At 62.1% G+C, this 491-nt stretch carries 1 protein-coding gene; it reads right to left on the bottom strand.

Annotation, left to right across the window (positions count from 1 at the left end; all coding sequences use genetic code 11):
* On the bottom strand, nt 1-491 hold a 491-nt coding region (locus tag AACS18_RS05565), incomplete at both ends, for a P2 family phage major capsid protein (protein WP_181363415.1).

Raw genomic sequence — 491 nt, 5'->3', positions numbered from 1 at the left:
TAGGCCAGGTATTCGCCGATGGCGTAGCCTTCCATCCGCCAGTACTGGTTATCGAAACACTTCTTGTCCTGGTTATCGTCGGCCTTGCGCTTGCGGGTACCGCGCTGGGTGTAGATGTGCAGGTTGTCCAGGGTGGTCACCACCATCCGCTTGCCCGGGAAGAAGGGCGGGATGTAGGCCTTGCGCCCGGCAATGGACTCGGCCAGCTTCTGGGCGGCGATCTGCTCGGTCGGCTTGGTCGCTTCGCTGTAGAGCTTGGCCTGAGCCGAGGCCACCAAGTCGGTGCCGACCAGCACAACCAGGCGCGGGTCCTGGCGAAACAGCGGGTCGATGGTGGTGTTGATAAGGTCGGATGCCATCTCGTCCAGGGTCTTGTAATCCCCCTTGCCGTCCGGGTCGAAGTGGATCTTCTTGCCGGCCTCGGCCTTGATGATCTGGCTGCCTTCGTTCCACTCGCGGGCCAGCTGGTGCCAGCCTTTGTTGACGTCTTC

Origin of the sequence: Aeromonas sp. HMWF015 (assembly GCF_963878965.1) — a bacterium.
Taxonomy (GTDB): Bacteria; Pseudomonadota; Gammaproteobacteria; order Enterobacterales; family Aeromonadaceae; genus Aeromonas; species Aeromonas veronii.
Note: the sequence above shows the minus strand (reverse complement) of the source record. Positions and strands in the feature narration are given on the sequence as shown.